Genomic DNA, 24,219 nt, shown 5'->3' with positions numbered 1-24,219 from the left:
CAATGAAAACATTGGAATTTCGATACAAAAATATAGGAGTCAACATTATCTTATTTTCTGCTATTCTTGCCACTTTTACCCATTGCTCCAAAAACAGAAATGAATATGTAATGGCAACTTCCTCACCTGGGGCAACCTACAATAATATCGGAAAAAGCATTGCCGAAATATGGGAAATGGACGGGCTGGGTAAAATTAAAGTGCTCGAAGGTAAAGAACTCAATTCCAAAACCAACTGCCTGCTATTAATAGATAGAAAAGCTGACTTTGCCTTTGTTCAGAATGATACAAGGGTTGAAGAGTTTGTCACAGCTAACGTAGTTGATTCTAAAATAAGAACTATGCTGCCGGTATATCCTGAAATTCTGTTTATCGTCTATCATGACAGCTTAAAGCCAAAGTCTCTCAAAGATCTGGTATTGGGTAGAAATGTTGCAATAGGCCCGACAACAAGCGGCACTGCCCGATTCATGAAAATCCTTTTTAATGCATTTGACATTGATACCAACGGGTTTAATATGATCTATTGCACTTTTGGTGAAAACCTGATAGGTGATTCGATTAATGTAAGCTGTTCGATCACCGGTTTTAACAATTCCCGAATTTTTAATATGGTTTCAAACCTTAACGGTGTTATTTACAGCTTTGATAACTTTGAATTGGCAGGCAAAGGCTCAACGGTGGAAGGTTTTAATATGAGCTATCCAAGGGCAAGGCATTTTATTATACCCAAAAATACTTACGGCAGCAGTGGTCCGCGCCAACCCGTTTTAACAATAGCTATAGATTGTGTGCTGCTCACTCATGATGATATGGATCCGTATATAATAAAAGATTTTGTTGAATCAATTTTTAATAATGCGCCTATTCTTAGTAATAACAATCCGTTGCTTGGTAGTCTTTCTGAAAACTTTAGTTCCGGTACAGTAAATTTTCCGCTTCACGAAGGAGTAAAGATGTATCTTGAACGTAACGAGCCTTCTTTTTTTGAAAGGTATGCAGAAATGATAGGAGTTTTTTTTTCGATCTTTATAGTACTGGCAGGAGGTATTCCAAGCCTGGTAAGATGGAATAAGCACAGGAAGAAAGACAGAATTGATAAATATTACATTCGGCTTCTCGAAATTGAGCAAAATGTGGAGAATTTTAAAACTACTGATGAATGTGAAAGATATTTAAAAGAGATCACTGAACTGCGTAGAAATGCCTTCAAGCAGTTAATAAATGAAAAATTGATCGCAGATGAGAGTTTTAGGATTTTTATTAACCTTGCTGAAAGTACAATCGAACTACTTAATAATAAAATGATTTCTTTGAAGAGATGAAATTTATCGTGCGCCCTGTAAAAGCTTCAGAGACCAGACAATTACGCCAGCAAATAAACAAGAATAATGAAATCATACACAGAACATCTTTGGTTTGGCACAGAGGAAAGAATCGAATTTGTAAATATTACAGATAAGGTTGAAAGTGCGGTTAAAAAAAGTGGGGTCAGGGAAGGCTTCGTTTTAGTGAATGCCATGCACATAACCGCTTCAGTTTACATTAATGATGCGGAATCAGGCTTAATAGCAGATTATAAAAATTGGCTGCATGAATTGGTGGATGTAAACAAAAGTTACAAGCATAATTTAACCGGGGAAGATAATGCCTATGCACACTTAATGAGAACCATTATGGGTAGAGAAGTGGTGGTGGCAATAACCGATGGTAATTTAGATTTTGGCCCCTGGGAGCAGATCTATTATGCAGAATTTGATGGAATGAGGAAAAAAAGGGTTATGGTGAAAATTATTGGAGACTAAGTGCGCAAAGCGCATAGAGCATAGCGCATGGCGTTCAACGCTTTAGCCATTGCTTCAAGCTTTGTACTATGCGCTTTGCGCTACCCGCTATTCAATCCAAACTTCCAATTCATCAGCAATATTTCTATCATTTGCCAATCTCGGTACCTTGTTTTGACCGCCCAATTTACCTTTAGACTTCATATATTTTCTGAAAGCATTTTTTTTCATTTCCCTGATTTTCAGGGGTTTAAGTACGCTCCCGGTTATCAGGTCGTTGTAATATATATTTTTTTCACATAACCTTTCGTCTACTCTTTTAGCAAAAGCAGCAATATCCATGGGTGGATCATTAAATTCAATATACCATTCATGGTAAGGGGTCTCTCCGGCAGGAGGATTCACCTGTGGCGCAACCGTAAATTCTGTTATGCTTACACTTTCCTCTTTTGCGACAGCAAGCAAGGCCGCTTCTACTTCAGATGCTATTACATGTTCTCCAAAAGCTGAGATATAATGCTCGATTCTTCCGGTAACGATCAATCTATATGGGTTTTTTGAAACAAATTGCACCGTATCTCCAATCGAATAACCCCAAAGCCCTGCATTGGTGCTTAAGATAATAGCATAGTTTACACCAATTTCTACTTCTCCGATTGATAAACGGGTAGGATTTTTTGAAAAATATTCATTGGCAGGAATAAATTCATAAAAAATGCCGTTGTTTAAGAGCAATAACAAACCAACAGACCCAGCAGAGTCTCCTGAAAGGGACTCTGCAGTAAACGAATCCTGGTAGGCAATAAATCCTTCAGAGGCAGGATAGGTCTCAATCACATCAATGCTTTTGCCTATTGTATTTTCAATGCTTTTCTGGTAAGGCTGATAATTTACACCTCCATGAACAAAAAGAGAGAAATTTGGAAAGATCTCAGCTATGTTTTGCTTTCCTGATCTTTCGATCAATTTATCAAAATACATCTGAACCCAGGGAGGTATGCCGCTGATCAGCCTCATATCCTCCTTTAAGGTTTCCTCCACAATCGCATCCACTTTTGCCTCCCAATCTTCAATACAGTTGATGCTGTACGAAGGCATCCTGTTCTTTTGCAGCCAGACAGGAACATGATGAGCTACAATGCCCGAAAGCCTCCCAACCGGAATATTGCCTGTTTTATCCAACTCCGGATTGCCTTGCAGAAAGATCATTTTGCCATCGACAAAGCCGGTTTTACCCGTTTGGGCAATATATAACAGCAAAGCATCCCTGGCAGCGTTGAGGTGATTGCGCAATGACCCTTTAGTGATTGGGATGTATTTTGCCCCTGAGGTTGTTCCTGATGTTTTGCTCAAATAGATGGGCTTGCCTTTCCACAACACATTTTCCTGCCCTTCGATGATCTTATTGAAATAACCGGAAAGCGCTTCATAATTACGAACCGGAACCCTTTCTTTGAAATCCTGGTGATCTCTGATTGAACCAAAATCATGTTCCTGGCCGAAAAGGGTATCTTTTGCTGCGATAACTAATTTTTTAAAGACTTTATCCTGGGTTTCAACAGGTTTATTCGACCAGTTTTTTATGTTGCGGGCTATAAGGGAGGCAAAGGGTTTGCTTAAACAAGCTTTAATGCCCATAGTTGAATTGGTAAAAATAACAAGGAAATATATTTAGGCTAGTTTTGTTTCTTGAGTTGGTAATGACACCATTTCAAATGTTTTTAAATCAAGCTTTTCCGATGCATCCTGAATATCTATCCCTACAATATTACCATTCTCATCAAAATCAATAACAAGCCCATTAACAATTTCCTGTGAATCAACACCAGGTTTAGAGTTTAAATCTATATACAAAGAATCTGTATCTTTATAGTAATGTAATTTCATATTTGAGTACCCTCTAAAAAGTAAATAATTGTAAAGAAATAAATATTTTCTCGCAAAGCCGCAAAGTGAGCAAAGACCGCAAAGGTAATTTTTTTTATTTACTTTGCGTTCTTTGCTTCCTTTGCGTCTTGGCGAGAAACAAAAATACTTTTTAGAGTGGACTCATATTTATTTATAATATGCCGTCTCTGAATTTGTTATGAAGTTTGATGATATCTTTAGGGTAATGCATACGTACCAGGTTACCCATGTATAGCCACTTGAGCCGTAATTCGATAGGTTTTTTCTGGTAATTCTTTATCGTTTCATCGCTTAAATAATAGTCGAATCCTTTGATTTTATTTTGTTTCATTTTTTTAATCTTTTATGGATAAAATCCAGATCATAAGTCATCCTTGGGATACCATGAATGTTGATAGCCACACCCCCAACGACTATATATTTTATCCTTTTTCCATTTAATTCTTTACATATTGCAATATAGTCAAGCATTATCCTGAAAGAGAAGAGTTAAAAAAAAAATCCCTACTTAATCAATCAATATTATTTTTTTCCGAAATTTTCCCAATACTCTTTTGGTGAAATAATCTTAATATCTTTATACTCTTTAATTGTAAAATGTTTTGTGTTTCCAGTGATAATAAAATTTGCTTTTGAAAAAACTGCTAATTCAATGAACTTATTGTCAGATTTATCTTTAATCACATCTAATTCGATATCAGGAGTAAATTTTCTTCCTACTTTGTAAATGTTTGATAAAATAAAATCTGAATTAGTTTTAAAGTTTTTGAATTTGGTAAATTTAGGCCTTGAAAGAACTTTAATATATTCATCTAATATTGGGGTAGAAATGTGTAGGGTAATTTTCCTGGGGGCAATTAATTGGTAAAGGACCTTATTAGAATACCCGACATTAATTATGGATGAAATAACAACATTTGTATCTAAAACTACGTTATGCACCTTTTTTTACTTCCTCTATTTCTGCATTAATATCTTTTAAAGACATTTCTGATAGGCCAGTTTCTTTTGCAATTTTAAGAGACTTCTCAATTGACTTTTGAAAAATCTCTATCTCAATTTTGTCCCTGAATTCAGATAATGTCATTGTGTTATTTCTCAAACCATATTTAAGATAATCTTCTTCGTTGACTAATAATTGTATTGTTTTCATTTCCTTGTTTTTTTACAAAGTTAATAAAAATACTTAACTTATCTCATCAAAACAATTTCCCTGGTTAAAATACCTTCTTTAGTTTTAATTTTTACGTAATATATTCCATTTGGTTGATTAGAAAAATCCACTTTAAGTGATTCATTTGAATTTTTTTGTTGGGATAATTCGTAAATTAAATTGCCCATTAAGTTATAGATTTTAATTTCTAATTCTTATTGGTCAATAAATGTGAATTCAATTATAAATTCACTTATTGCCACTTGAGCCGTAATTCGATGGGCTTTTTCTGATAATTCTTTATCGTTTCATCGCTTAAATAATAGTCGAATCCTTTGATTTTATTTTTTTTCATTTTGTTTTTCCTCACTTATATTGTTCCCAATATTCTTTAGGGGAGACAATTTTTATCCCTTCATACTCACGCATTGTAAAGTCCTTTTTATTTCCTGTAATCACAAATTCAGCTTTTCCAGCAACTGCCAATTCCAAAAATTTATTATCAATGACGATTTTTTGCATTTTTTCTTACTGCTCTAATTTCGTCATTTATTTTCTTTAGAGTCATTTTTGACAGACCTGTTTTTTGGGCAATAGTTTGACATTTAATAAGTGCTTGTTTGGCGATCTCTATGCTGATTTTTTCTTTTAGTTCGGTAAAGGGGATTTTATCAGCATTAAACCCGAATTTCGCATAATCAAGTTCGTTTATAGGTACTTTTAAAGTTTTCATTTTCTTTTTTTATATGGATTAAATAATTAAATTTTTTTCTTACCTAATTAACACAATTTTATTAGTTACAATTCCATCTGTGGTTTTAATTTTTACGTAATATATTCCGTTAGGTTGATTAGAAAAATCCACTTTAAGTGATTCATTTGAATTTTTTTGTTGGGATAATTCGTAAATTAAATTGCCCATTAAGTTATAGATTTTAATTTCTAATTCTTATTGGTCAATAAATGTGAATTCAATTATAAATTTACTTATTGCCACTTGAGTCGTAATTCGATGGGCTTCTTCTGGTAATTCTTTATCGTTTCATCGCTTAAGTAATAGTCGAATCCTTTCATTTTATTTTTTTTCATTTAATTCTTTACATATTGCAACGGTTTTGAATAAACGCCTGTTTTAATGGCATTTATTTTTTGTTGCCGTGTAGTTATTTTTATTTTTTTTGTCATAGTAGTATACTCGTTCTACTTCAACTGGTGTCCCGTCATCTGTTTCAAGGTTCTCGCTCAATAGTATTTCATATTGTCCAGTTATGTTAAAGATTAACTTGTTTTTGGGTTCTCTCGCGTCCCAAGGATTTGCTGTTGTCTGGTCGGTGATAATTTCCAAATAGTCCAGATTCTCAAATTCTGTCCAGTCAACAAGCGATGGGTTTGTCGTGTCGTTGCCCCAATAAACCACAAAAAAGAACTTATCGTCTGGTGTTGTGATGGCAAAGTCCCTTGAATGCGGTGTCTTGAATTTAATTTTTAAGGTGTCGCTCTTGTATAGTGTGTCTGTAATTGATACTATTTTCTTTTCGTCTGGGTCTGTCACGAATTGTGGTTCAGGCAAATCTGAAAAGCCAAGATATTCGGTTTCGCCAATGATTACGCTGTCCTGTTTTGTGTTATTAGCACAAGATGTCAGTAGGGCAAAAAAAGTCAATATGTAGAGTGTCTGGTTCATAGCCCTTTTACAATGCATGCCAACTCTAGTATAAATGTATAAAACGCTTTGCGCTATGCGCCACGCACTTTGCGCTTTAAAGCATCACATTAATATTATGAGAAAATATCCTCATAATTCTCTTTTTTTCATATTCTGCGAGTTGATTATCTGAAAGGTCTAATCCATGGAGGTTTTGCAGCTCTCCTATTTTGGCAGGCAGCGTAATGAGCTTATTGCCTTTCAATTTGAGCCACTGAAGGTTTTCAAGCTTAACGATTTCATCCGGGAGTTTATGAATTTCATTGTTCATCAGGTCTAAGGTCTTAAGCTCTTCTAATTTGCTGATGTTTTTGTGAACTACTGATATTTTATTATTATGCAGATAGAGGGCTTTCAGGCTTTTTAACTTTTGGATATCCGATGGCACTTCTGTGAGCTGGTTATCATTTAATTCAAGCACCTCCAGGTCTGTAAACTTATATAAACCTTCGGGTAACAACGTAAGGTTGTTAGCGCCCAGGTCAATATTTTTCAGAGTTGAGAGTTTTGATAGCTTTTCTAAAGCATCATCAATATTCAAATTCGTGTTATTTGCAAGATTTATCGTTTGCAGGTTTTTTAATTTTGTTATACTTTCAGGAAGCGCTCTGATATTATTGTCAGCAATATTTAATCTCTGAATGTTTTTGAGCAACCCTGTTTCGGGAGGCAAAGCATCCAACCCGGTGCCATCCAGGTACAAATATTGCAGGTTTTTAAATTTTAAAATCGCAATAATGCTTACCTGATCTTTTAGCGGGTCAGACAGATGTAATTTATATACTTTTGATGGATCTTTCAGCGCATCGCTTAGATTGATATATTCTTTTAACATGGATAGCTCCATAGCAGATTTTAATTTGCCCTGGGCTTTTGAAGAAGTTGGCAGTAGGCACCAGGCAATAGGTAATATTGCAATTATTACTGTTCTTGTAATTTTTTTCATGTTTGATAACTAACTTAATTGATCTGGTTATTTATTTTTCTGCCGAAATTTATGAAATTTAATTCAATAAATAATACATTTAATCCCGTAAAATAAAAAATCGTAACCTGTATATATAAAATGTGGTACAATAAATGGTTTAATTCCCCATATTATCACCTTCTTTACAAACACAGAGATGAGGATGAGGCAAAATTGTTTATTGATAACCTGGAAGATTATTTACAACTCAAGCCCGGTGATAAGATCCTGGATATGCCATGCGGCAGGGGTCGCCATGCTGTTTATCTCAATAAGAAAGGATATGATGTTACTGGAATTGACCTGTCTGAAGAAAATATTAAATATGCAACCAGCCCCCCTAAATCCCCCCAAAGGGGGGACTTCCCGCCCCAATTGCCCAAAGGGAAAGGGGATGGCAAAGTCCCCCCTTTGGGGGGATTTAGGGGGGCTGGTGGGGGGGCTGGTGGAGCTGGTTTCTATGTACACGATATGCGGAATGTATATAAGTCTCATTATTATGATTATATTTTGAATTTGTTCACATCATTTGGCTATTTTGAGGAAGACACAGACAATGTAAAAGTAATAAAAAGTGCAGCACAGGCATTGGTCAGTGGAGGTAAGCTGATCATAGATTTTATGAATACAAACAGGGTGATAAATAGCCTGGTAACATCAGAAACAATAAAAGTGGAAAACATATCATTCAACCTGAAAAGAAATTTTGAAGATGGCTTTATTGTAAAAAAAATTAACTTTCAGGCAGACGGCAGAAAATACCAATTTGAAGAAAAAGTCAAAGCCATTACAAAAGACGAGTTTCTGTCTTATTTTAAACAGGTGGGATTGATGCTTGAAGACGTGTTTGGTGATTACCGGCTTAATGATTTTGATGAGAAGGGTTCTGATAGGATGATCTTTGTTTTAAGAAAATAATTTAGAATGCAATTTATGAATAAAATTTAGTTTGTATAAAATATTTAAAAAGTATTTTTTTACACCCACACCAAATTTAGTTGCTATATTTACAACCTTAAATACAAAGATTAAAAAAAATGTGTTCAGGTATTCAGGAGAATTTAAGTGAACACTTGAACACATGAACACTATATTCAATGCTGATAATAACTTTCATTTCACTTTTTCTGGCAGCTATTCTGGGAGGGCTTGTCGTTTTTCTTATTCCTAAAGTTGATTTTCAAAAATTCAAGCTCATTTTAACTTTCAGTGGAGCATTTCTTTTTTCTATCACGGTTACTCATATTCTGCCCGAACTTTTATCCCTGCAACCCGGTACAAATCCAGCTAAAATTGGCATTTTTATTCTTGTAGGATTTTTCTTACAGTTGATCCTTGAATTTTTCTCTTACGGAATTGAGCATGGTCATATCCATCACAATAAAAGCGACCATCACAACAACCTGGTTCCCTATATATTATTGATATCTTTGAGTGTTCATTCACTGTTAGAAGGCGCCATACTTATTAATCCGGCTTCTGTAAACACACCTGATCTCTTTACATTCTGGCAAATGGAGCAAAGCGACATCCCGCCTGTCCCCCCGAGTTACTCGGGGGAGATTCATATCGGGATAGATATGAACACTGTATTGTATGGCATTATACTCCATAAAATACCTGCTGCTTTTGCACTTATGTCGGTTCTTTTATACCGGCTTGCCAATGTTACCTTTGCGATCATTCTTTTAAGTATATTTGCTTTAGCATCTCCAATAGGAATGGCTGTTAGCAATCTGCTCATTGATCTGATCTCGGGGAATACTTTTATTATTATTATGGCAATTGTTTCAGGCAGCTTTTTGCATATTTCCACCACCATTCTCTTTGAAGCCAGTCCCGATCACCGTTTTAATTGGGTAAGGCTTTTGTTTGCTGTATTGGGGGCTATGATGGCAATTTTTACTTTGTTTATTTTGTGATAGTAAAGTATATCACCTAAAAATCTAAATTGAAAAACCGGAATTACCTATAGAACGCGGATGACACTGATTTAGCTGATTTGCGCTGATTTTTTATCTGTGATTATCCGTTTTATCAGCGTCATCAGCGTTCTATTTATAAGATGCTTTGTGAAATACAAGTGTTAATTTTTTCACCCAAAGAGTGATGGTTTAAAGTTTTAATTTTTTACTTTTATTGTACTAAATTAAGGAAGTATCATAACATTTACATCACTTTTCTTTCTTTTTAATTTAGATTTTTAGGTATCATTTTACTATCGAATTACCAACAAATTACCACCGAATTACTAACAAATGACTATGAAACAACGAACCATTCTCACCGCATTGGTTTTTGCTCTTAATTTTGCAGCATACCTGCCTGCCGACCTGTCCCGTGCCGAAGGCCGGGAAGCTTTAGCGCAGGCAGGCAGCCAGCCTAAAACCGACAGCTTAATAGCTGCCCTCAAAACCGCCACCCACGGTACCACAAAAATAAATCTCCTCAACGACATCGCCTGGCAATTAAAATACTCCCACCCCGACTCAGCCCTCACCTATGCCCGTAAAGCGCTCTCCATCATCACTGTCATTGCGAGCGGAGAGAAAGGTTCCTTTGATATGAAAGGTTGGCTCCAAAAGAGCAAAGCCAAAGTCCTCTCAACGATCGGGGCACTATATTACTTAAAAGGTAATTACCCCAAAGCGATTGACCATTATCAGCGCTCATTAAAAATTGCTGAAGCTACTACCGATAAAAAAGGTGAAGCCCGCAGCTTAAACAATCTCGGATTGGTTTATTACAGCCAGGGTGATTATCCAAAGGCCATTGATCATCATCAGCGCTCATTAAAAATTGCCGAAGTCATAGGTGATAAAAACGGTGAAGCCCACAGCTTAAACAATCTCGGAAATGTTTTTGCTGATCAAGGTGATTATCCAAAGGCCATTGATCATTATCAACGCTCATTAAAAATAAAAGAAGCTTTAGGCGATAAGAACGGTGAAGCCCGCAGCTTAATGAATCTCGGAAATGTTTATTACCGCCAGGGTGATTATCCAAAGGCCATTGATCATCATCAGCGCTCATTAAAAATTGCCGAAGCCACTGCCGATAAGAACGGTGAAGCCCGCAGCTTAAACAATCTCGGAAATGTTTATTACCGCCAGGGCGATTATCCAAAGGCCATTGACCATTATCAGCACGCATTAAAAATAAAAGAAGCCATAGGCGATAAGGAAGGTGAAGCCAGCAGCCTAACCAACCTAGGCATCTTGTATTCAGAAACGGGTAATACAACTGCAGCAACAGAATACTGCCTTAAAAGCTTAGCCATTGCCCGTGAGATAGGCGCCTTGTTCGTAGAAATGGAAACCTGCCAGTGTCTTTCGGAGGCGTATGAGAAGAGGAGCCATCCTAAATCCACAGCCCCCCTAAATCCCCCCAAAGGGGGGACTATTCCATCGCTTTTGCCAGCCCCTTTCCCTTTGGGAAGTGTGGTGGGAAAGTCCCCCCTTTGGGGGGATTTAGGGGGGCTGGTAGGTGGGGACTTGTCACCGCTTGAAGCCATGAGAAAAGCTTTGGAGTATCACAAGCTCTGGGCAATAGCCAAAGACTCTCTTTTCAACAAAGAAAAAACCAAAGAGATCACCCGGCTTGTCACCCGCTACGAGATGGAGAAACGCTGGGCTTTAGAAAAACGGGCAGAAGAAGAAAAAGTAAAGGCAGAAGCAGAAAAAAAAGCAAGAAGCAGCTTAGTGCAGCTCTCCGTCATCGGCCTTGTGCTCGGGCTGGTGTTGATAGCCATACTCTTTTCGGGCAGGTTTGCCATCCCTGTAGCAGCGGCAAAGGTGGTGGTTTTTGTGTTCATCGTCTTTTTGTTTGAATTCATCCTGGTGCTTTTAGACCCTTTTATAGCAAAAATTTCCGGAGGCAATCCAGCCATACAATTATTGTGCAATGGCGCAGTAGCGCTGTTAGTCTTCCCGTTGTTTAACTTTTTGCTCAACAGGCTCACGCAAAAGGTGGCGAAGGTTGGCGTAGCGAGGAGGAAGGTTAAGAGAAAAGAAGGAAATAAGGGAATAGGGTAAAAAAAGTAAAAAGTAAAAAGTAAAAAGTAAAAAGTAAAAATGCAAAAGTAAAGGGAAATAAGGAAATAAGGGTTGGCCATCATCGGATGACTCTCCGGGTTGTGCGTTGGGGTCATCCGATGAATTTGCTGGGGGATACACACCCCAATCCCGATTAAAATCGGGATGTCCCCTCTCAAGAGGGGAATTATATCGCGTTAAGGGGGGAATACCAAATTCCCCTCTGAAGATGTGTCTAATTCCCCTCTTGAGAGGGGATGTCATGCTTTAGTATGACGGGGGTGTGTTACAATATTAGCCGGCTTTAGTTTAATATAGCGTGTTAAACTGTATCTTAGCTCTGTAAATGTACACGAAATTGATAAAATCTGCAGTCGGCAATCGGCAGTCGGCAAAAAAGCAAAAAACAATTGTCGATTGTGGACTGCCGACTGCCGATTGTAGACTGCCGACTGCCGACTGGAGACTGCCGACTTAAAGGTATTCAATGTGATTTTGAAAAATTATACATTTTGCAACGTTAGTTTAAACTAAAGCCTATTAGCCATATAACCATCTTTAAAATGAAACACTTATTTTTAATCGCCAACTGCCTACTGCTACTGCAACTGTCAGCTTCTTCACAAAATGCAGGCGAGCTGCAATTAGCATTAAAAAAATTGACCGTGTTAGGGAGCGTGCTTTATATTGCCGCCCATCCGGATGATGAGAATACAAGGCTCATTGCCTGGTTCGCCAATGAAAAGTCCGTAAGAACTGCGTATCTTTCAATCACCAGGGGGGATGGAGGCCAAAATCTCATCGGAAACGAAAAAGGGCCCCTCATGGGAGTTTTAAGAACAAACGAATTGCTTGAAGCCAGGAAAATAGATGGTGGGCAGCAATTTTTTACACGGGCCGTTGATTTCGGTTATTCAAAATCATCAGAGGAAACTTTTCAAAAATGGGAAAAAGATAAGATCCTGTCCGATGTAGTATGGACGATCAGAAAATTTAAGCCGGATGTAATTATTACAAGGTTTCCAGCTACTGAATATGCCGGCCATGGCCACCACGGTGCATCAGCCATGCTTGCTGAGGAGGCATTTGAAAAAGCTGCCGATCCTGAAGCTTACCCGGAACAGTTGAAATACGTTGATGTATGGCAAGCTAAAAGACTTCTGTTCAATACAAGCACCTGGTGGATCAAAGACCTGGCGGAAAAAGCCAAAGGTTCAGATGATTACATCATGATAGATGTTGGTACTTTTAATCCGGTTCTTGGGAAATCTTATTCGGAATTAGCCTCTGAAAGCAGGACCATGCACAAAAGCCAGGGATTCGGTTCATCTAAAAGACGAGGTTCAAAAATTGAATATCTTGAACATGTATATGGGGCCAGAGCCAAAGGAAATATATTAGACGGAATAGATACCACCTGGAATCGTGTTAAGGAAGGGAAAGAAATTGGCAAATTATTAACTGAAGTACTCAACCAATTTGACCATTACAACCCGGATAAAAGCATACCTCAACTCGCTAAAGCATACAAATTGATCAACAATATTTCTGATCCTTTTTGGAAAGCTGTAAAGCTTAAAGAAATTAAAGGAATTATTATTGCCTGTGCAGGGATTTGGATGGAAGCCGTTGCTGATGATTATAGCGCTTCAAGCAGTGATGATGTGATAGTCACGGCATCTATTGTTAACAGAAGCAATACAAAGATTATATTGGATGATCTGAACTTTAATGGAAAAGACACCATCATTAACAGCAACCTGGATTATAATGTATTAAACCAATATACTACAGTCATTAAAGCCCCGGAAAATGTTAGTACAAACCCGTATTGGTTAAACCACAGCTTTGAGGGAGTTTATCATGTGGATGATCAAATGTTAAGGGGGACGCCTGAAAACAAGCCAGCAATAATGATTAGCTTCAGGTTAAAATACGAGGATATTGAGTTTACCGTTGAAAGGCCTTTGATGTATAAATGGACAGACCGGGTTGACGGGGAACTTTACAGGCCTTTTGTGGTGCTTCCGAAGGTCACTGCCAATATCAGGGAAAAGGTCTATATCTTTTCATCCAATGAGCCGGAGAATATTAACTTAACCCTCAAATCTCACAGCAACGATGTATCCGGAAATATTTTCCTTGAACTTCCGGAGGGATGGAAAACAGAACCTGCCTCTATATCTTTTAACCTGCCAAATAAAAATACAGAGAAGGATATTTCCTTTAAAGTTATGCCTCCGGACAATGTTAGTACCGGAGAAGTGAAAGCGATCATTGATATGAGCCCCCCTCTCCCCCTCCCACAATCCTGGCCCGATGTCCACCGGACATCGTCCTCCCCAAAGGGGGGACAGAAGAGTAAAAAGCAAGCCAAAAGCCTTGTTACGATTAAATATCCTCACATATTGACGCAAACTCTTTTGCCGGAAGCCAGGTCAAAGATTGTGAAATTAGACGTAAAAATAAAAGGTACTTCAATCGGGTATGTTCCCGGGCCGGGAGACGAGGTCCCTGCAAGCCTTGAGCAATTGGGATACCAGGTAACCATGCTAAATGAGACTTTCATTAAGGAGTCAGACCTATCCAAATTTGATGCGATCATTACCGGGGTCAGGGCTTTTAACACGCGTAAATATCTAAAGCATGTCAATTACAAATTACTGGAGTATGTTAAAAATGGAGGTACTTATATCGTACAGTATAATACAAGACACGGATTGGTTACCAAAGATATAGGGCCCTATGAAATAAAGATCTCAAGGGACCGGGTAACTGTTGAAGAAGCGCCTGTAACTTTCCTTGAGCCAAACCACCCTTTGCTGAATACGCCAAATAAGATAACAGAAAATGATTTTAATGGATGGGTACAAGAGCGGGGATTATATTTTCCTGACGAATGGGATGAGAAATTCACGCCCATACTTGCGTGGAATGATCCCGGTGAGGATCCTAAAAAGGGAAGTATTATTGTGGCAAAATATGGCAAAGGATATTTCATATATACCGGTATTTCGTTTTTCAGAGAACTCCCTGCCGGAGTACCGGGCGCCTTCAGGCTTTTTGCCAACATGATTTCAATTGGGAGATAATTGAAGATGGAAAATGGAGAAAAATATCTCGCAAAGATGCAAAGGACGCAAAGTTTTAATCTGTTTTTCCTTTGCGTCCTTTGCGTCTTTGCGAGAAACATTTACTTTATAGACAGACACTAATTTATGACAGATAAAAAAACCATCCCGGATATTAAGGAGAAAACGGATACTCCTCCTTATTTCAAAACCTGGAACCGCTTGTATGCATTCGTTATGTTATTTCTTGGTTTTCTTATCCTGCTGTTTGTATTGTTGTCCAGATTGTAGGACATAGTTTCGTAAAATAATTTAAAAAAATGCCACTAAATCACTAAAACACAAAATCCCACAAAAAAAGCGTTACAAAATAATTTAGTGGGATTTAGTGCTTTTGAGTTTTAGTGGCAAAAGAAAACATTGAAATTCCGATACAATAAATTATGAGCACACTTGATTGGAGCATTCTTTTGGGAACACTCGGGTTTATTGTAATATATGGCGCCTGGAAAACCCGGGAAAGCAAAAATATTGAAAGCTATCTGCTCGGTGGAAGAGAAATGAAGTGGGGCACCATTGGTCTTTCAGTAATGGCCACACAAGCAAGCGCCATCACCTTTATTTCCACACCCGGACAAGCGTACGAATCAGGGATGGGGTTTGTACAAAACTATTTTGGTTTGCCTTTAGCGCTGATTATCGTTTCAGCCGTATTTATTCCTATATACTACAAACTAAAGGTCTTCACAGCTTATGAATATCTTGAAACCAGGTTTGGACTAAACAGCCGGCTGTTTACGGCATTTTTATTTCTTCTGCAAAGGGGCCTTGCTGCCGGAATAACTATTTACGCACCAGCTATCATTTTATCCACAGCGCTGGGATGGAACTTATCGCTGACAATCCTATTGGTTGGAATTCTTGTAATTATTTACACCGTTTCCGGTGGTACTAAGGCGGTAAGCCTTACTCAGAAATGGCAAATGGCGATTATCATGATTGGAATGTTTGTAGCGTTTTTCATGATAATTTATAAACTTCCGGAATATGTTTCATTTGGAGATGCTGTAAGAGTAGCAGGAATAATGGGCAAACTCGAAGTAGTAAACTTTTCATTTGACCTCAATGAACGATATACTTTCTGGTCAGGAATTACCGGTGGACTTTTTCTTGCATTATCCTATTTCGGGACAGACCAATCCCAGGTGCAACGCTACCTGGGAGGCCTGTCTATCAGAGAGAGCAGGCTGGGCCTGATGTTCAACGCATTGCTAAAAGTTCCTATGCAGTTTTTTATACTTTTTACAGGCGTAATGGTATTTATATTTTTTCAGTTCGAAAAGCATCCGGTATTATTTAATACTTCCGTTACGCAAAAGATATATAATACCGTGTATGCTGACGACTTCAAGCAAATTGAGTCAGCACATTATGCGGCTTTTGAAATAAAACAACATGCAGTTAGGGCGGTTATTGATAATTTCGACAACAATCATCAGGCAGCGTTAAAAGAATCAGTAAATGAATTAATAAAAGCTGATGAACAATCGAAGTTGATCAGAGATAAAGCAAAAGCGCTGATCGACAAATCTGTTCCGGAGCACAAATCGAAAGATTCTGACTACGTATTTCTGACGTTCATCATGAATTATCTGCCGGTTGGGATCATCGGGTTGCTGCTTGCAGTGATTTTCTCCGCAGCCATGTCTTCTACTTCGGGAGAATTAAATGCCCTTGCCTCTACCACTATCATTGACTTTTATAAAAGACTGATCAAAACGAATGGCAGTGAAAAGCACTACCTGGTAGTTTCAAAACTGCTAACAGCAGTTTGGGGAATGATTGCCATCAGCTTTGCTCTTTTTGCTCATTTGGTAGAAAATCTTATTGAGGCTGTCAATATCCTGGGATCTATCTTTTACGGAACCATACTTGGCGTTTTCCTGGTGGCATTTTTTATTAAACAGGTAAAAGGGAATGCAACTTTTTATTCCGCTGTTTTAACCCAGGTCATTGTAATTATACTCTATATTTATTATGAAGACGTTGTGGCCTATTTGTGGTTCAACGTAATTGGTTGCGGGCTGGTGATCATATTCGCCCTGGCTTTTCAATATTTTCACCGCAAAGATGCAAAGAAATGAAACCACTAATTACACGAATTACACTAATTAATAATTACACTAATTTAATTTGTGTAATTCGTGTAATTTATATATCTTTTACCCCATGCTGTTTTTAAATATTTTTCACGTCTTGTTGCATCTTGCTGATTTAAGCAACCTTCAAAATATATCAATTCCAAAGGCATTCTGTTTCTTGTAGACTGAACTTTTCCAAAATTGTGAACATCTAATCTTTTTTCCAGATTTTCAGTATAACCAACATAATTATTATTATCCTTCTTACTTCTTAAAACATAAACATAATAAAACATATCTCACGGGGTAAATAGTTAAAAAGCCCTAACCGCACGAACTGACAAGGTACTAGTCTTAGAGTTGAGGGTCGCGTTTCCATTGAAGAAACCGAAGTGGATCGCATTGGTCGTATTAAACTCCGTACTACTCCAATAGTTAGCTGTATTTGAGAGTAAAGTAAAGCCACCAGTATTTAATGCTTTGTTGGCATAAAAACGGTTGTGCCATAGTAAACTTAACTCATCAATGCTTGGTAAGTACCAATCGGTAAAGCCACCACTTGTTAACCCATTTACATACGTTGCTGCGGCACTACTTGTCATTGAATCTGTATTAAAAACACCATCCCAACTACGTATAGCATTAGTGGTTGTTCCTGTTGCTTGCCATACTGCCGTGCTTTCTGTTTTGTTCACAATTAAACCGTGTTGCAGCCCATCACTACCAATGTACAGGTTGTAAATAATACCGCCAAGGGTATCTTGTCCTAAGTAAAATGAGCTTGAAGCGCCTCCAGCAATAAAACCCATATTCGCTATTGCTGTAGAGTCTACATGTGCTCCAGCTACAAAACCTAAAGCAGCTACTCCAGTAGAATCTAAATGTGTATCGGTATCAACTGTGTGTGCATTCCAATTGGCTGTATCTGCTACAGTAATACCACCTGCTACTGATGAGCCAAATACTGGGTCGGTTTCTGTAACAATTTCTGCTGTTTTTGCATGAAGCGCATAAGGCACCGAAAGCAGTTGGGAAGTTCCCATCATAGCATAAGTGGCCCCACCAGTAGCGTCCATTTTTACTTGTATAAAGTAATCATCGTTTGCCCAATCAATCGTTGTAAAATCGCCAGTTGTAACTGTACCTTTGCCAATTTCCAAGTTCACCAATCCAAATTGGTTGGTGGTATCAGTGTGTGTTTCAATATATACTGCTATGCCTGTTGCAGTAGTTTTTAAAATGCTGATTTGAAAACCGACTGCCTGATTAGCCAAAATGTTACCACTAATATCTCTTGCTACGGCTTGGTATTTAAAAGATTGCGGTGCTTGCGCGAAACATAGATTACCACCGAGAAATCGGGGCAGGCACAGATTTAAAAAGATTATACAGATAAGTGTAGTTACGAATGTTATAGTTAATTTTTTCATAATAATTTTTGTTTTGTTAACCCGTCAACTGACGGATTGGTGGTTAATTTTAGAAATTGTTAATTGATTTTTTGAATTTTATATGAATTGATTAGTTGTTCTTTTTCGTTGGTTATTCTTAAAAAATAACTACCCGTGGCATATTCTCTCATATTGAGTTGATAGGTAATAATAGCACCGGCAATTTTTTCATCTATCAATATTTTTCCTGTTATGTCCATTAATTCGATTTTAAGGGTTGAATTATCAACAGTACCGTTAATGTTTACTTGTAAAGTATTGTTGACAGGATTTGGATATACCTTAATATTATCGGCACTTTTAATACTTGTAATTCCCGTTACAGGGGGTGGTGTATAGGTGAGCAGGAATGCACGGTTACTTACCGCTTGTCCCGGCAGCATACCACCGGCAATGATATATTGATTAGAATCAATTTGAGTAATATTTCTCAAATCCATTACACTGAATGGGGTTGCAGTATCAACTTCCCATGTTTGTGATTTTGCATGATAGGCCATTATTCTATCTAATGGATCTACACCACCGGTACCGTCATAGGCGATACCATCGTAATTATAAGAATTACCCGCTCCTCCAATCCAAAAACCTGTATTTCCATACACTACGGCTCCCATTCTGTATCCTTTATCGCCCGGATTGGTTGCAGGATTAGTCCAGGTTATGTCACTCGGGTCAACGGGATTAATTACACCTTTACGCAGAAAATTTACATTTTTCCAGGTTGAATGTTCAACCCCGCCACAATAATAAATAGTATCACCAATTATTACTCCGGAAGCGCCAAAAGCTTTATACAGATTATTATTAGGTACCGGAGTTCCCTGCATTATAGTATCTAAGGCAGGATTATAGATTTGAACACTGCTTACATTTCCTGTATTACTCCACCCTGTAATGATAAATATAAGGCTGTCTCTCCATACAACCTGCACCTGGTCGTCAATGGCTACCGGAAGGTTTACACCCTGAGAATAACTGTCACTTTGAGGATCATAAATAAATATTTTATTGGAAGATACTTCACTATTATTTGCATATACATGATATCCTCCAATAATGTATATTTTGTTCTTTACAGTGTTGGCAGAAGCAGCGATCCTGGTAAGATTATCAGGAACAGGTGCGATGGTATCCCAGACGTTGGTTTGCGTGTTATAACGAAATGCTTTAAGATGGATGCCTGACCAGAGTTTTGTTGAGTCAATCCCCATGAAAGAATAAACGTAGGTAACACTGTCTTTGACTGCAGCAGCAACGGCATTGTTGCTTACCTTCTCAGGCATCGGGTTTAATTCCTGCCAGGTCCAGGAGTTTTGGGCGTAGATTGGTGCTATAAATATTAGCAGAAATAATATTGTAGAAGTTAATAGAATTTTCATTGTGATATTAATTTAATAAAGAGAAAAATGATAGTCCTTAATTAAAATAGTTGGAGAAAGATTAAGCCTTTCCGTCAACTTTCTAATCATATCAACAGTCAGTTTTCTTTTTCTGTTTAGAACTTCAGAAACATGGCTTTTTCCGCCAATTTCAGGAATCAAATCAACTTGTTTTAATTGCATTTCTTCCATTCTAATTTTAATTGCTTCAATTGGGTCTGGAGCATCTATTGGATAATTAACCTTTTCATATTCGTCAATTAGTAAACCAAGTACGTCAGCTTCGTCACTTTCAGGAGTTCCAATAGGAGCATCAAAAATAGCATCTAGTTTAGCTAAAGCATTTTGATAGTCGTTTTCTGTTTTAATGGGTTTTATATCCATAATAAATAAGTTTAAATATTATTTGCATCTACTTTGTCATATTGAGAATGAGTGCCAATAAATCTGATAAATGCCCATTGTTTCTCAAAATTGAATTTAACAATCAAACGGTATGAATTACCTTTTATGTTAAACACAATTCGGCTATTTCTCAAAATACTAGCATTCGCATAAATTTTTTTCACGTCATTGGGTACTTTCCAGTTAGAATTCATAGCAGTATCGTACCATGTTTTCAAGTACTGTTCTGAATCTGCATGGTTTTCCCAAAACGTTCTTAATGTACTTTTTGCAAATATTCTTTTCATTCTCTATATCAATATACTTGCAAAGATAATAAAAGTTCCCAAATATAGAACTTATTTTTTTTTGGTGTGCAACGTAAGTATAAGCGTAGCGCGGGTTTCGGAGCAGTTCTCTGTCAACCTACAGGACCCCCCGCTATGCGCCATGCGCCATGCGCTATGCGTCCTGCGCATTACTTCCAACCTTCGATGGCTTTATCAAGCTGTTTCCTATAGGTGAATTCTTTATCTTTCTTTTCAGCATCGGCTTCTCCAAGCTTAATTGCTTTTTTAGCGCTTGCGATAGCCTCTTTTTTATTTCCAAAAGCTGCCTGTACATCTGCTTTAACCCAATAGCTATACCATGATTCATGGAGCTCTATTGACTCATTGATCCATTCCATCCCTTTATCCAGGTTGGTATTGTTATCAGCGCAATAATTAGCCGCACTTCTCAATACCCTCCATTTTCCACTTGCATCTTCAATGGCCTTCTCAATATTTTCCATGGCTTTTTTCTCAAATTCTACTTCAATTTTTAATACGATCTTTATCTTTTCCCAGGCTAAAACCAAATCAGCAGAATTATCTTTGATATTCTCAAGAGTAAAGCGCATGGATTCTACCATTTCATTAACTTCAGGCTTTACAGTTAAAGTTAACGCGTCATTTTCTGTTTTGTACCCGCTGGTTCCCCAGGATTTAGTTTCCGTGTTAAAATAAACAGTCCACTCGGCCTTGGTTGGTTTTGTATAGAAAGCATAGCTGCCGGCAGTCAGGTCTTTCCCGTTTACTTTTACGTCATGGCTAAAGGTTAGCACAGTAGCTGCATTGGCTCCCGTTCTCCACTTTTCATCATACGGAACCAACTCTCCCCATATTGTTCTTTCCTTTACTCCTGGTCTTGAATAAGTGACGCTTACATCCGTAAGGCCTATTCTTTGTTCCACTTTTGCCAAAGGGCTGGGACGTGGAAGATCCTGGGCAACGATAGTACTAACATTTAAAGTAAAAGCAGTTGCCATTAACCAAATGATTTTCAGATTTTTTTTCATAATATGTTTTATTTTTTATTAGTTGATTAACAATTGCGGCAAATATAAAAATAAAAAATCAAAATTCTTTACCCCGTTGGATATTTACTTTATTCCAGTTCACCATTGCTTAACGGCATTATCCTACGGGGTGAACCCCGTTGGATTTTAACTATGCGAATATATTATTTCTTTAATAACAACAAGGCAGTTAAAAAAAATTAGGATGGTATTATTTTTTGTTTTTTATTTGCACTGGCAATTCAATTTTTAGAACTGCCCTAAAATGATTTTCCCCATTAAATCATACAGTATCACTTTCACAATATCTAGTACCTTCAATATATAATTTTAAAACTAAATGATAGTCAAGTCCCTAATTTTATTATTAAGCTTTTTACCTGCTTTTTGGCTAAAAGCTCTATCACAAGGGTTTTCCGAAGTAAGCATATCTGCCGGAATAAACCATCAGCATATCAATACAGAAAGAATGGGAGGGGGCGGTGCCTTCTTTGATTATGACAACGATGGCTATCCGGATATATATTTGACAGGCGGAGAAATACGGGATATGCTTTATCATAATAATGGCAACGGTACATTCACAGAAGTAGGAGTTGCTGCAGGGTTAAGCCTTACCGACAGCATAAGTACCATGGGCGTGATTACAGGAGATATTGATAACGATGGCTACCGCGATATTTTTGTAACAACCTGGGTAGACGAGCACAATTTATTATTTAAAAACAACGGTGATGGTACATTCCAGGAAATATCAGCATCAGCAGGTATATCTGATACTGCATGGAGCACGGCAGCATCTTTTGGGGATTTTAACCTTGACGGTTTCCCCGACATATATGTTGTAAACTATGTTGACCCTTCAAAACCAACAACTGATGATTCAGGATTTTATTATGTATGCTCTCCCAACTATCTGTATATGAACAATGGCAATGAAACTTTTAGTGAAGTAGCATCACTATATGGTGTTGCTGACACGGGGTGTGGGCTGGCTATAGCATTCACCAACTGTGACCAGGATAGTGATGTGGATATATACATTGCCAATGATTTTGGAGCGTGGGTCTTGCCCAATAGCTTATATCAAAATAATTTTCCCTCACCTGATTTCAGTAATGTAAGTGTAAGTTCATCTATGAATGATGCTATATACGGAATGGGCATTGCTATAGGAGACTATGATGAAGACGGAGACCTGGATTATTACGTTACCAATCTCGGAAGAAATGTTCTGAGAAATAACCAGGGTAACGGGCTCTTTATTGACCTGACCGATTCCGCAGGCGTTACAAATACCTATACTGATAGTAATTTGTTTGCAGTTGGCTGGGGTACTGCTTTCTTAGATTATGACAATGATACTTACCTTGATCTTTTTGTAGCAAACGGCCATATCCCTGCAGATTCCATTATTGCCAATGCTCCTTCAAATCCGGATGTTTTGTATAAAAATAATGGGGATGCAACATTTACAGATGTATCAGTTTTATTAGACGTAGATGATACAAGTATGGCAAGGGGATTTGCTTACGGAGATTATGACAATGATGGAGACCTTGATCTTTTGATAATGGTAGCAGATACAGGTTTGACGTCTTCTCATGCACTTTTATACCAAAATAATAATTCAAACAATAATCATTGGTTAAAAGTAAAACTTCAGGGTACAACAAATAACAGGGATGCTTACGGATCACTTGTAAGGATTATTTCAAATGGCCGCAACTGGATACGGGAAATAGATGGCGGCTCAAGTCATCTTTCACACCACAGCACCATCGCTCATTTTGGCCTGGGAATATACACGGCCGTTGATACTATTGAAGTCACCTGGCCCGATGGCAAAAGCCAGTTTTTGTCAAATATCGGTGTTGATACGACAATCCTGATAGTTGAAGATACTGCTATTACCGGCCACACCACCCAAATCCGAAATCTGCAATTCGAAATTGATTGTTATCCCAACCCGTTTACAAAACATATTACCATAAGCTACCATTTAAACGAAAATACCCATATTAAACTGCTGGTATATGATATAATGGGTAAAAAAATAAAAAGTTTGGCAGATGAATTTCAAAGTGCCGGGGACCATATTATTAAATGGGAAGGAACAAACGATAAGGGAATAAATATTAGACCCGGTTTTTATACCTGCAGAATAGAGACAAATGGGATGATAATAAACAAGAAAATAATATTTTTACTTCGATAATTTTTTAATCTGCTTATAAAGCTTATTCTCATCCCCCTTTGAATAGGAACTGTGTTGGTATAAGATGTCACCTGCGTCATTTACTAAATAAGTGCCTGGTATATTGATGATCTTTAATGCCTGTTTCAGCTCTTTTTTATCATCTATATACATTTCAAACTCCCACCCCTTTTTTTGAACCAATGCTTTGATTTTTTCTTTAAGCCTCGGCTCATCCACTGATACCAAAGCGATCTTTACACCCGTTTCTTCTCTCCAATTCGGATAGTGCTCATGATAAGTCTTGAGTTCCAAAAAACAGGGTTTACACCAGGTTGCCCAAATGCCAATTATTGTTAGTTTCCCATTGTTTTGGTGAATCTCTTTGGAATTAATGGTTTGTCCATCTAATGTCTTGACGTCAATAGCGGGGAACTTCTTGAGTCCTGGTGGCCTGAAGGAAAACAGACATATAAGCAACAAGAATACAACGGTAGTTTTTAATGTGGTTTTCATGATATTTTAATATTTAGTTATTAAATTAAATTTGTACTGAATTTAGAGAAACCGGATTTAATTAATGTTTGATCTCTATCAGGACCTAAAGATACAAAATTAATAGATAATTTTAAATATTCTTCTAAAAATAAAATATATTTCTTTATTTGAGTTGGCAGATCATCATATTCTTTTAATTCACTCA

26 protein-coding genes are annotated in these 24,219 nt (G+C 37.5%); 8 read left to right on the top strand and 18 right to left on the bottom strand.

Annotated elements, in window-relative coordinates; all coding sequences use genetic code 11:
* Window positions 1–2: 2 nt before the first annotated feature.
* Window positions 3–1,325, top strand: a complete 1,323-nt coding sequence (locus FVQ77_08560; GenBank protein MBW8050372.1) for a TAXI family TRAP transporter solute-binding subunit — start codon at window positions 3–5, stop codon at window positions 1,323–1,325.
* Window positions 1,326–1,391: 66 nt separating this feature from the next.
* Window positions 1,392–1,805, top strand: a complete 414-nt coding sequence (locus FVQ77_08555) for a YjbQ family protein (protein ID MBW8050371.1) — start codon at window positions 1,392–1,394, stop codon at window positions 1,803–1,805.
* An 87-nt stretch (window positions 1,806–1,892) separates the two neighbouring features.
* Here FVQ77_08555 and FVQ77_08550 read toward each other — a convergent pair whose 3' ends face one another.
* The 10 genes from FVQ77_08550 to FVQ77_08505 all read right to left on the bottom strand — a co-directional run bounded on the left by FVQ77_08550 (window position 1,893) and on the right by FVQ77_08505 (window position 7,496).
* Entirely contained in the window at window positions 1,893–3,422 is a 1,530-nt protein-coding gene (locus FVQ77_08550; protein ID MBW8050370.1) for a GH3 auxin-responsive promoter family protein, read from the bottom strand.
* 33 nt (window positions 3,423–3,455) lie between these two features.
* Entirely contained in the window at window positions 3,456–3,671 is a 216-nt protein-coding gene (locus FVQ77_08545) for a DUF2283 domain-containing protein (GenBank protein ID MBW8050369.1), read from the bottom strand.
* 172 nt (window positions 3,672–3,843) lie between these two features.
* Window positions 3,844–4,023, bottom strand: a complete 180-nt coding sequence (locus tag FVQ77_08540; GenBank protein MBW8050368.1) for a hypothetical protein — start codon at window positions 4,021–4,023, stop codon at window positions 3,844–3,846.
* A gap of 191 nt (window positions 4,024–4,214) precedes the next feature.
* The gene (locus FVQ77_08535; GenBank protein MBW8050367.1) at window positions 4,215–4,634 is read right to left on the bottom strand and encodes a putative toxin-antitoxin system toxin component, PIN family; all 420 of its coding nucleotides are present in this window, start codon (window positions 4,632–4,634) and stop codon (window positions 4,215–4,217) included.
* Window positions 4,627–4,845: a hypothetical protein gene (locus FVQ77_08530; GenBank protein MBW8050366.1), complete on the bottom strand. Its 219-nt coding sequence runs from the start codon at window positions 4,843–4,845 to the stop codon at window positions 4,627–4,629. The genes FVQ77_08535 and FVQ77_08530 overlap by 8 nt, the downstream gene beginning before the upstream one ends.
* A 38-nt stretch (window positions 4,846–4,883) precedes the next feature.
* A complete protein-coding gene (locus tag FVQ77_08525) occupies window positions 4,884–5,033 on the bottom strand; it encodes a T9SS type A sorting domain-containing protein (protein MBW8050365.1) in 150 nt (49 codons plus the stop codon).
* 314 nt (window positions 5,034–5,347) lie between these two features.
* Window positions 5,348–5,578 (bottom strand): hypothetical protein, encoded by a 231-nt coding sequence (locus tag FVQ77_08520; GenBank protein ID MBW8050364.1) that lies wholly within the window; start codon window positions 5,576–5,578, stop codon window positions 5,348–5,350.
* A gap of 39 nt (window positions 5,579–5,617) precedes the next feature.
* On the bottom strand, window positions 5,618–5,767 hold the full coding sequence (locus FVQ77_08515) for a T9SS type A sorting domain-containing protein (protein ID MBW8050363.1): 150 nt from the start codon (window positions 5,765–5,767) through the stop codon (window positions 5,618–5,620).
* A gap of 210 nt (window positions 5,768–5,977) precedes the next feature.
* Complete coding sequence (locus FVQ77_08510) at window positions 5,978–6,529, bottom strand: hypothetical protein (GenBank protein MBW8050362.1); 552 nt, start codon at window positions 6,527–6,529, stop codon at window positions 5,978–5,980.
* Between the two features lie 76 nt (window positions 6,530–6,605).
* On the bottom strand, window positions 6,606–7,496 hold the full coding sequence (locus FVQ77_08505) for a leucine-rich repeat domain-containing protein (GenBank protein ID MBW8050361.1): 891 nt from the start codon (window positions 7,494–7,496) through the stop codon (window positions 6,606–6,608).
* 120 nt (window positions 7,497–7,616) lie between these two features.
* Here FVQ77_08505 and FVQ77_08500 point away from each other — a divergent pair, with 120 nt between their 5' ends.
* The 5 genes from FVQ77_08500 (at window position 7,617) to FVQ77_08480 (ending at window position 16,766) form a co-directional block, all read left to right on the top strand.
* Window positions 7,617–8,435, top strand: a complete 819-nt coding sequence (locus FVQ77_08500; protein ID MBW8050360.1) for a methyltransferase domain-containing protein — start codon at window positions 7,617–7,619, stop codon at window positions 8,433–8,435.
* A gap of 179 nt (window positions 8,436–8,614) precedes the next feature.
* Window positions 8,615–9,439 (top strand): zinc permease, encoded by an 825-nt coding sequence (locus tag FVQ77_08495; protein ID MBW8050359.1) that lies wholly within the window; start codon window positions 8,615–8,617, stop codon window positions 9,437–9,439.
* 336 nt (window positions 9,440–9,775) lie between these two features.
* Entirely contained in the window at window positions 9,776–11,551 is a 1,776-nt protein-coding gene (locus FVQ77_08490) for a tetratricopeptide repeat protein (protein MBW8050358.1), read from the top strand.
* Between the two features lie 563 nt (window positions 11,552–12,114).
* Window positions 12,115–14,643: a PIG-L family deacetylase gene (locus FVQ77_08485; GenBank protein MBW8050357.1), complete on the top strand. Its 2,529-nt coding sequence runs from the start codon at window positions 12,115–12,117 to the stop codon at window positions 14,641–14,643.
* Between the two features lie 422 nt (window positions 14,644–15,065).
* Complete coding sequence (locus FVQ77_08480; protein ID MBW8050356.1) at window positions 15,066–16,766, top strand: sodium:solute symporter; 1,701 nt, start codon at window positions 15,066–15,068, stop codon at window positions 16,764–16,766.
* Between the two features lie 44 nt (window positions 16,767–16,810).
* Here the strand turns inward: FVQ77_08480 and FVQ77_08475 are convergent, their stop codons facing one another.
* From FVQ77_08475 to FVQ77_08450, 6 genes are all read right to left on the bottom strand, one after another.
* On the bottom strand, window positions 16,811–17,059 hold the full coding sequence (locus FVQ77_08475; GenBank protein ID MBW8050355.1) for a GIY-YIG nuclease family protein: 249 nt from the start codon (window positions 17,057–17,059) through the stop codon (window positions 16,811–16,813).
* Between the two features lie 18 nt (window positions 17,060–17,077).
* Complete coding sequence (locus FVQ77_08470; protein MBW8050354.1) at window positions 17,078–18,193, bottom strand: DUF1566 domain-containing protein; 1,116 nt, start codon at window positions 18,191–18,193, stop codon at window positions 17,078–17,080.
* A 59-nt stretch (window positions 18,194–18,252) separates the two neighbouring features.
* On the bottom strand, window positions 18,253–19,596 hold the full coding sequence (locus tag FVQ77_08465) for a T9SS type A sorting domain-containing protein (GenBank protein ID MBW8050353.1): 1,344 nt from the start codon (window positions 19,594–19,596) through the stop codon (window positions 18,253–18,255).
* Window positions 19,597–19,608: 12 nt separating this feature from the next.
* On the bottom strand, window positions 19,609–19,980 hold the full coding sequence (locus FVQ77_08460; GenBank protein ID MBW8050352.1) for a transcriptional regulator: 372 nt from the start codon (window positions 19,978–19,980) through the stop codon (window positions 19,609–19,611).
* Between the two features lie 11 nt (window positions 19,981–19,991).
* On the bottom strand, window positions 19,992–20,288 hold the full coding sequence (locus FVQ77_08455) for a type II toxin-antitoxin system HigB family toxin (GenBank protein MBW8050351.1): 297 nt from the start codon (window positions 20,286–20,288) through the stop codon (window positions 19,992–19,994).
* A 170-nt stretch (window positions 20,289–20,458) separates the two neighbouring features.
* Window positions 20,459–21,319 carry a DUF2911 domain-containing protein gene (locus tag FVQ77_08450; protein MBW8050350.1) on the bottom strand — a complete coding sequence of 287 codons (861 nt, stop codon included), beginning with the start codon at window positions 21,317–21,319 and terminating at the stop codon, window positions 20,459–20,461.
* A 340-nt stretch (window positions 21,320–21,659) separates the two neighbouring features.
* Between FVQ77_08450 and FVQ77_08445 the strand changes: the two genes are divergently transcribed.
* Window positions 21,660–23,537 (top strand): T9SS type A sorting domain-containing protein, encoded by a 1,878-nt coding sequence (locus tag FVQ77_08445; GenBank protein ID MBW8050349.1) that lies wholly within the window; start codon window positions 21,660–21,662, stop codon window positions 23,535–23,537.
* On the opposite strand, the gene FVQ77_08440 is transcribed toward FVQ77_08445, so the two are convergent.
* The gene (locus FVQ77_08440) at window positions 23,526–24,032 is read right to left on the bottom strand and encodes a TlpA family protein disulfide reductase (GenBank protein MBW8050348.1); all 507 of its coding nucleotides are present in this window, start codon (window positions 24,030–24,032) and stop codon (window positions 23,526–23,528) included. The genes FVQ77_08445 and FVQ77_08440 overlap by 12 nt on opposite strands.
* A 20-nt stretch (window positions 24,033–24,052) precedes the next feature.
* Window positions 24,053–24,219: adenylosuccinate synthase (locus tag FVQ77_08435; GenBank protein MBW8050347.1), on the bottom strand; the 167-nt coding region annotated here is incomplete at its 5' end.

This window comes from Cytophagales bacterium, assembly GCA_019456305.1.
Classification (GTDB): Bacteria; Bacteroidota; Bacteroidia; order Cytophagales; family VRUD01; genus VRUD01.
Note: the sequence above shows the minus strand (reverse complement) of the source record. Positions and strands in the feature narration are given on the sequence as shown.

Excerpts from the sequence above, each read along its gene's own strand:
- FVQ77_08560 (MBW8050372.1), top strand. The coding sequence starts at position 3 with ATGAAAACATTGGAATTTCGATACAAAAATATAGGAGTCAACATTATC.
- FVQ77_08555 (MBW8050371.1), top strand. The coding sequence starts at position 1,392 with ATGAAATCATACACAGAACATCTTTGGTTTGGCACAGAGGAAAGAATC.
- FVQ77_08550 (MBW8050370.1), bottom strand. The coding sequence starts at position 3,422 with ATGGGCATTAAAGCTTGTTTAAGCAAACCCTTTGCCTCCCTTATAGCC.
- FVQ77_08545 (MBW8050369.1), bottom strand. The coding sequence starts at position 3,671 with ATGAAATTACATTACTATAAAGATACAGATTCTTTGTATATAGATTTA.
- FVQ77_08540 (MBW8050368.1), bottom strand. The coding sequence starts at position 4,023 with ATGAAACAAAATAAAATCAAAGGATTCGACTATTATTTAAGCGATGAA.
- FVQ77_08530 (MBW8050366.1), bottom strand. The coding sequence starts at position 4,845 with ATGAAAACAATACAATTATTAGTCAACGAAGAAGATTATCTTAAATAT.
- FVQ77_08525 (MBW8050365.1), bottom strand. The coding sequence starts at position 5,033 with ATGGGCAATTTAATTTACGAATTATCCCAACAAAAAAATTCAAATGAA.
- FVQ77_08520 (MBW8050364.1), bottom strand. The coding sequence starts at position 5,578 with ATGAAAACTTTAAAAGTACCTATAAACGAACTTGATTATGCGAAATTC.
- FVQ77_08515 (MBW8050363.1), bottom strand. The coding sequence starts at position 5,767 with ATGGGCAATTTAATTTACGAATTATCCCAACAAAAAAATTCAAATGAA.
- FVQ77_08510 (MBW8050362.1), bottom strand. The coding sequence starts at position 6,529 with ATGAACCAGACACTCTACATATTGACTTTTTTTGCCCTACTGACATCT.
- FVQ77_08505 (MBW8050361.1), bottom strand. The coding sequence starts at position 7,496 with ATGAAAAAAATTACAAGAACAGTAATAATTGCAATATTACCTATTGCC.
- FVQ77_08500 (MBW8050360.1), top strand. The coding sequence starts at position 7,617 with ATGTGGTACAATAAATGGTTTAATTCCCCATATTATCACCTTCTTTAC.
- FVQ77_08495 (MBW8050359.1), top strand. The coding sequence starts at position 8,615 with ATGCTGATAATAACTTTCATTTCACTTTTTCTGGCAGCTATTCTGGGA.
- FVQ77_08490 (MBW8050358.1), top strand. The coding sequence starts at position 9,776 with ATGACTATGAAACAACGAACCATTCTCACCGCATTGGTTTTTGCTCTT.
- FVQ77_08485 (MBW8050357.1), top strand. The coding sequence starts at position 12,115 with ATGAAACACTTATTTTTAATCGCCAACTGCCTACTGCTACTGCAACTG.
- FVQ77_08480 (MBW8050356.1), top strand. The coding sequence starts at position 15,066 with ATGAGCACACTTGATTGGAGCATTCTTTTGGGAACACTCGGGTTTATT.
- FVQ77_08475 (MBW8050355.1), bottom strand. The coding sequence starts at position 17,059 with ATGTTTTATTATGTTTATGTTTTAAGAAGTAAGAAGGATAATAATAAT.
- FVQ77_08470 (MBW8050354.1), bottom strand. The coding sequence starts at position 18,193 with ATGAAAAAATTAACTATAACATTCGTAACTACACTTATCTGTATAATC.
- FVQ77_08465 (MBW8050353.1), bottom strand. The coding sequence starts at position 19,596 with ATGAAAATTCTATTAACTTCTACAATATTATTTCTGCTAATATTTATA.
- FVQ77_08460 (MBW8050352.1), bottom strand. The coding sequence starts at position 19,980 with ATGGATATAAAACCCATTAAAACAGAAAACGACTATCAAAATGCTTTA.
- FVQ77_08455 (MBW8050351.1), bottom strand. The coding sequence starts at position 20,288 with ATGAAAAGAATATTTGCAAAAAGTACATTAAGAACGTTTTGGGAAAAC.
- FVQ77_08450 (MBW8050350.1), bottom strand. The coding sequence starts at position 21,319 with ATGAAAAAAAATCTGAAAATCATTTGGTTAATGGCAACTGCTTTTACT.
- FVQ77_08445 (MBW8050349.1), top strand. The coding sequence starts at position 21,660 with ATGATAGTCAAGTCCCTAATTTTATTATTAAGCTTTTTACCTGCTTTT.
- FVQ77_08440 (MBW8050348.1), bottom strand. The coding sequence starts at position 24,032 with ATGAAAACCACATTAAAAACTACCGTTGTATTCTTGTTGCTTATATGT.